At 59.4% G+C, this 6073-nt stretch carries 5 protein-coding genes and 1 pseudogene; 4 read left to right on the top strand and 2 right to left on the bottom strand.

The features are described from left to right. A pseudogene (locus AC5SEO_RS13380) lies at positions 1 to 2434 on the bottom strand (apolipoprotein A-IV repeat region-like domain-containing protein); the annotation flags it as partial. A gap of 479 nt (positions 2435 to 2913) precedes the next feature. Between AC5SEO_RS13380 and AC5SEO_RS13375 the strand changes: the two are divergent. Together AC5SEO_RS13375 and AC5SEO_RS13370 are read left to right on the top strand one after the other, a co-directional pair. Then, complete coding sequence (locus tag AC5SEO_RS13375) at positions 2914 to 3282, top strand: Hpt domain-containing protein (RefSeq protein WP_003512780.1); 369 nt, start codon at positions 2914 to 2916, stop codon at positions 3280 to 3282. A gap of 127 nt (positions 3283 to 3409) precedes the next feature. Next, positions 3410 to 3730 carry a 2Fe-2S iron-sulfur cluster-binding protein gene (locus AC5SEO_RS13370; protein WP_003512782.1) on the top strand — a complete coding sequence of 107 codons (321 nt, stop codon included), beginning with the start codon at positions 3410 to 3412 and terminating at the stop codon, positions 3728 to 3730. A gap of 308 nt (positions 3731 to 4038) precedes the next feature. Here AC5SEO_RS13370 and AC5SEO_RS13365 read toward each other — a convergent pair whose 3' ends face one another. Beyond that, complete coding sequence (locus AC5SEO_RS13365) at positions 4039 to 4665, bottom strand: DUF922 domain-containing Zn-dependent protease (protein WP_003512784.1); 627 nt, start codon at positions 4663 to 4665, stop codon at positions 4039 to 4041. Between the two features lie 179 nt (positions 4666 to 4844). On the opposite strand from AC5SEO_RS13365, the gene folP reads away from it, so the two are divergent. Next, a complete protein-coding gene (folP, locus tag AC5SEO_RS13360; protein ID WP_081308532.1) occupies positions 4845 to 5630 on the top strand; it encodes a dihydropteroate synthase in 786 nt (261 codons plus the stop codon). A 77-nt stretch (positions 5631 to 5707) separates the two neighbouring features. Further along, positions 5708 to 6073: a dihydroneopterin aldolase gene (folB, locus tag AC5SEO_RS13355; RefSeq protein ID WP_013636000.1), complete on the top strand. Its 366-nt coding sequence runs from the start codon at positions 5708 to 5710 to the stop codon at positions 6071 to 6073.

The raw sequence follows: 6073 nt of genomic DNA, 5'->3' as shown, positions 1-6073 counted from the left end.
CCATGTCGAGTGCCATGGTGCGGCTGTCGAGTGCATCCGCAATGCGTTCTTCAGCCCCCGAAACGACGGCGTTGAGTGCTGCCGTGCGACCATCAAGCGTTTCCGCGATACGGCTCTCGGCACCGGCAACCACGTCGCCGAAGGTGGACGTGCGGCTGTCGAGTGCGCCCGCAATCCTCTCTTCGGCACTTGCCACAATGCCGGACAGAGCGGAGGTACGGTTGTCGAGCGTTTCCGACAGCCTTTCCTCGACGTTGGCGAAGGTCATGTCGAGCGACAGAGTGCGGCTGTCCATCGTGTCGGCGATGCGTTCCTCGACGCCGGAAATGGCGCTGGAAAGAGCGGCCGTGCGGCCATCCAGCGTCTCGGCAATACGGTTTTCCGCACCGGATACGACGTCGTGCAGGGCAGCCGTGCGGCTTTCCAGCGTATCGGAAATGCGGTCCTCGATACCGGAAACGGCGCCGGTGATGGCGGCGGCGCGGGTTTCGAGCGTTTCCGAAAGACGGCGCTCGACATCGGCAACGACGCTGTTGATTGCGGCTGCACGCTCTTCAAGCATCGCGGCTAGACGTTCCGCCGTGCCGGAGACCGAGCCGGTAATGGCCAGCGAACGGCTGGCAAGCGCCTCGTCGAAACGGTCCTGGCTTGCCGAAAGCGCGCCAAACAGGGCATTGCTGCGCTCCGCCAGCACGCCGTCGATCTTCTCGTGCGAATTGGCGAAGGCATCGGTGATTTCAGCGGTGCGCTGGCCGATTGCGTCGCTGAACGCGCGGGTACGGGTCTCAAGCGCGCTTTCGAGCATTTCCTGGCCGGTGCCCAGTGCGGTTGCAAGTGCAAGCGACTGATCGGTCATGGTGTTGCCGATGCGCTCAAGTCCGCTGGTCAGCATGGTGTCGAGGGCTTCGGAGCCGCCGGCAACGGTTTCGTTGATCCGGGCGAGGCTCTCCATCAGCTTGCTGTCGAGGCTGCCGGCGCGCTGGTCGAAGGCACTGGCGAAATCCGCCACATGTTCGTCGAAGGCGGAGTTGACCTGGCCGACCGTCGCCTGCAGGCGTTCTTCATAGAGGCCGGAGCGAAGATCGAGATCCATGATCGCGTCATCAGCCGTGCTTTGCAGGCTCTGGCGGAAGGACAGGCCTTTTTCTTCAAGCGTCGTGGACAGCTTGTCGAGCACGTTATCCAGCGAACCGCCGATGATCTGCTGGCCGCGATCGATATTGCGGTTGAGTTCGAGCGTGCGGGTGGAAAGGGTCTCGTTGAGCTGGCGGGTGCGTTCCTCGAGTGCGCTGTTGAGGCTTTCCGCGCCGCTGTCCAGCGTCGAGGCGTGGATCGCGAAGCGTTCCAGCAGCACTTCGCCGCGCTCGTCCAGCGTCGAGGTGAGGTTGTGCAGACGCATGTCGAATTCGCTCGATAGCGTTGCGCCCGAGGAATTGAGTGCCTGAAGCAGGTTTTCGGTCTTGGCGGCAATCAGGCTGCCCATCGCCTCGGTCGAGGCGCGCGATTTTTCGAGCAGCGCGGCCGAGCGTGTGTCGATCATCGAGGCGAAGGCCTCACCGGTCGTGGAAAGCCGCATCGAAAGCTCTTCGCCGACGATGGAAAGCTCTTCCTTGATCTGTTCCTGCGCGCCGACAATGGAGGAGCGGATGCGCTCCGCATGGTTAACGATAGCGTCACGCTCGGCGCTCAGTTCCTGCACGAGGCTGCGCACGCGCAGTTCATTGTCTGCATAACTGCGCTCAAGCGCGTTGACTTCAGAATGGACGAGCGTTTCGAGTTCCGTCGCGCGGGCAATGGTGCGCTCGATGCCATCGTTCATGGCCGAGACTTCTCGGCGAACCGCCTGGCCGACGGACATGATCCGGTCGGAGGCGACAGTTTCGGGTTCGGCAAGACGAAGGGCGACTTCTGCCATCGACCGGGCAGCGTTGCGCAGATCGCGGGCACGCGCCATCATGATCGCGAAGGCGAAGAACAGCATGATCGGAACGACGATGCCGACGACGATCGCCATCAGCCCAGGTATTGCGGCGAGATCGGCAACCGAGCCGATGTTCCAGAGTGCACTGCCGTAGATAAGATGCGCGATGCCGAGGCCGCCGAGCGCCCAGATCACCGACATGATCGTCGCGTTTCTGAGCGCGCCGCCGATGGAGCCGCCTTCGAGCGATTTCAGGATCATGGCCGGGCTGCGCTTGGAGCCGTCGTTGGCAGCTTCCAGATTGGGGGATCTGGGTGCCTGTTCAGCAGGCGCGCGCGCGGCCTCGGGAGCAGGGGTCTGTCTGCTTGCTTCCTTCAATCTGGCCTCCGGCTGCTTTGGCGCTGTCGTCTTCCGCGATTCCGGCTTGTCTTCGAAAGCACCAAGCTGCAGGGCGTCTTCCAACGCCTGAAATGCAGTCTCGTCGACAGAGTCGCTGATCTTGTTATTCGCCATGCGGTTACGCCTCGTTACACATACGCCCGGCTTCATGCCGTTTGGCCATCTGCGACCCGCAAATGGACTGCCGCCATCATGCCAGCGGAACATTATCCCGTTAAAGAGAACAATTCCGCCATTACCAATCCCGAATTGCTGGTGGTCCAGCTTTCGGGCGAAATTACATCACTGTGCCGGAATAACAAAGCTTGAGCATAAGCCTCGTCGGAACGGCAGTACCGTAGTGACACATTTAGGTGTTCGAAACAATTAATGCGGGTTTGCCGCAGCAGCGAAGTGTCGGCTTTTTAACAGTTTTTAAACCTGAGTTTCACGCTGAACGCCTTGTTTCGCATAAGTTTAACATAAATTAACCATAGCAGAAGATTTTCGCCCGCGTCACGCCGTAATTTAAGCTGATAGCACCGGCTTCAATGCGTAAATACGACACAGATGTGACACGAAACAGGAAACGGCGAGACAAAGGAATTTCAGATATGGCAGCCGTCAGTATTGCTTTCGAAGCTCCGGATAATTTTGGTGGTGCGCCGGCCGCCGCGACAAGACCAATCGATTTCGAACATCTCGCGCGCCAGACGATGGGCGACAAGGAACTTGAAATCGAGGTGCTGCAACTCTTCAGCCGTAACGCCCGTGCTGCCCTGCATGAAATGGCCGGCGCTGACGACAAGACCGTCAAGGCAACTGCCCATCGTCTGAAGGGGGCCGCGCAGGCGGTTGGTGCCTCCACCGTTTCCACGGCGGCGGCGGCAGTGGAGGACAAGGGCAACGATAGCGCTGCTGTAGCCAGACTTGCGGCAGCGATTGTCGAAGCGGAAAATTTCATCCTCAAGCTCTGCCGTTAAGGCGAATCCAGTCTGTTTTACAGGGCCGGTTGCGCTTGGCGCGTGCGAGAAGCGGGTTGCCAAGGCGAACCGGCCTTTCTATGTGTTTGTTTAGAACAGTTCTTAGACACCATTTTGGATCTCCGGCATGACAAAACTGACCATTGTTGCCTTTGACGGCACGCCCCATGAACTCGACGTAAGCAACGGTTCCACCGTCATGGAGAATGCCGTGCGCAACTCCATACCCGGCATCGATGCGGAATGCGGCGGCGCCTGTGCCTGTGCGACCTGTCATGTCTATGTGGATGACGCATGGGCGGAGCGCGTCGGCGGACCCGAGCCGATGGAAGAGGACATGCTGGACTTCGCCTTCGAAGTACGCCCGACCTCGCGTCTTTCCTGTCAGATCAAGATGAAGGACGAGCTTGACGGCCTAGTCGTTCACGTTCCCGAACGTCAGGGCTGACGGCAAGCCGAATTATACGCCACAGAAAAAGCCCCGCTCACCTGTTAGCGGGGAGCGGGGCGAGGCGGGTACGCAGCATGCAAGCGAGGGAGGAAACACCTGCGAGCCTCAAGTGCGCACCGGGAGAACCGGAGGTGGTTTTGAACGCCGGACCCCTGCGGATCACCACCGTTAAAAACCATGTGAACAAGCTACAATGAGTCTTGTCGACCGCACCATGACGAGAAGTCACGGGTGATATCGAACATGACGTAACGTCATGTTAGCGTTGCGTTTCGCGTCCAGGAGAGTATGGGCGGAAAGGCGGCTCAGCGCCGGTTCTGGCCCTGTTCGATCCGGTTCTTCAAAAGCCGGGTCATGCGCGCGTCGAAGTTTTTCGATTCCACGATATCGAACCTCAACTGATCCTTGTCGTGCTCGTCCATGACGGTCTGGGTTATCTTGCCGACCATTGCCTGTAGCGTTTCACAGTCTTTTTGCGGACGAAGCGCCGTCAGTTGCCTTTCGAGCGAGCGGGCATGGGTGCGGGCGATTTCCGCGTGCCGTTCCTCGTGGCGCTTGATATCTGCAAGCAACGTATCCCAGATGAAGGCCAGTTCCGCCGTGGTGCGGCGGCGGTTTTTCCATTGCGGCAGGAGAATACGGGTGTTCAGCAACACCTTGGTGCTTCCAACGCTGCACATGCCGTTTTTCTCGACATAGGTGAGTTCGCCGCCGAATTTGATCTCGGTGGCTCCGGGATGGCGTGCGCCGGTGTTGCGCGTCAGCGGGCCATGCTTGGAAAGCTGCTTGTCGAGGTCAGCGGCGGTTTTACCGCTGATCGAAAAATAGGAATAGGTCTTGCTGACGATGGTTTCGGAAAAGGCCGATCCGGGCATGGAAAGGGCTAATGCGCCAGCGAAAACGGCGCAAAGAGCACGTGAAGATATGGTCATAACCCGGCCTTCCGGTTGAACTTGAAAAACGTTTGCTGCATAGGCGGAGCGGAACTTATAAGAATTGGCATAACACTCCGTTATTCCCGAAAGGCGCGTGTTACGTGATAACAGCCGGCAGCAATGTGTGGCAAGCGGCCCATGGTCGCTCCCTGAAACTTGATGGACGTGGCCGTATTATGGCCATCGTCAATGCGACGCCCGATTCCTTTTCGGATGGCGGCCGTTATCTTGCCGTTGATGCGGCTTTTTCCCATGCCCTGACCTGTGTTGAGGAGGGGGCGGATATCATTGATATCGGCGGCGAATCCACCCGCCCGGGCGCGGCCGAGGTGACCGAGGGTGAGGAACAGGATCGCGTGCTGCCGGTTATCGAACGGCTCCGTCGCGAGACGGATGTTCTGATTTCCGTCGACACCTACCGCGCATCCACTGCAAGGCTGGCGATCGAGGCGGGTGCCCATATCGTCAACGATGTTTTCGGCCTGCAGAAGGACGGGAACATGGCGGGCGTGGTTGCCGCCGCGCGCGCGGGCGTCTGCATCATGCATACCGGGCGCGACAGGCAGAAGCGCGCCGATGTTATCGAGGATCAGTTCGAATTCCTCAATCGTTCGCTTGAGATGGCGGAAGCTGCGGGAATCGCCCGCGACGCCATCGTGCTCGATCCCGGTTTCGGTTTTGCCAAGGACGAGCGTGAAAATGTCGAGCTGATGGCGCGCTTTGGCGAACTTGCCGCGTTTGACCTGCCTGTTCTGGCCGGGACGTCGCGCAAGCGGTTCATCGGGTCGCTGACGGGCAGGGATGCGGCCCACGAACGCGATATCGGAACAGCAGCGACGACAGTGATCCTCAGGCTGGCGGGTGCCGCGATTTTTCGCGTGCACAATGTCGCCGTAACACGCGATGCGCTGGCAATTGCCGACGCGGTTCTTGCCAAAGCGTCGGCAAGGCCCGATGCATAGATCAATAGATGCCGGAGTGCCGCATGCCTTAAAAGAGGCCGGCTATTCCGGTATAACCCCGCCATGGAGGCGATGCGATGAGCCGCTACACCATTATTCTGAAAAACTGTTCCTTTTTCGCCCGTCATGGCCTTCTCGAGCAGGAGGAGGTGCTGGGCCAGCGCTTTTTCGTCGATGCCGAGATGGAGGTTGAAGCGGGTAATGCGCTCGAAACCGACGATATCGAAAATACCGTCGATTATGGCGTCGCCTTCGCCGTTATCGAAAAGATCGTCGTCGGCCAGCGCCGTTACCTGATCGAGGCTCTCGCGAACGATATCGCCAAGGCCCTGCGCGCGCGTTATCCGCAGATTGTCTGGCTGCGTATCACGGTTCGCAAGCCCTCTGCGCCGGTTCCCGGCATTCTCGACTATGCGCAGGTGAGTGTTGAACACCGTGCCTGA

The sequence above is a fragment of the Agrobacterium sp. K11 genome, from assembly GCF_059429395.1.
Note: the sequence above shows the minus strand (reverse complement) of the source record. Positions and strands in the feature narration are given on the sequence as shown.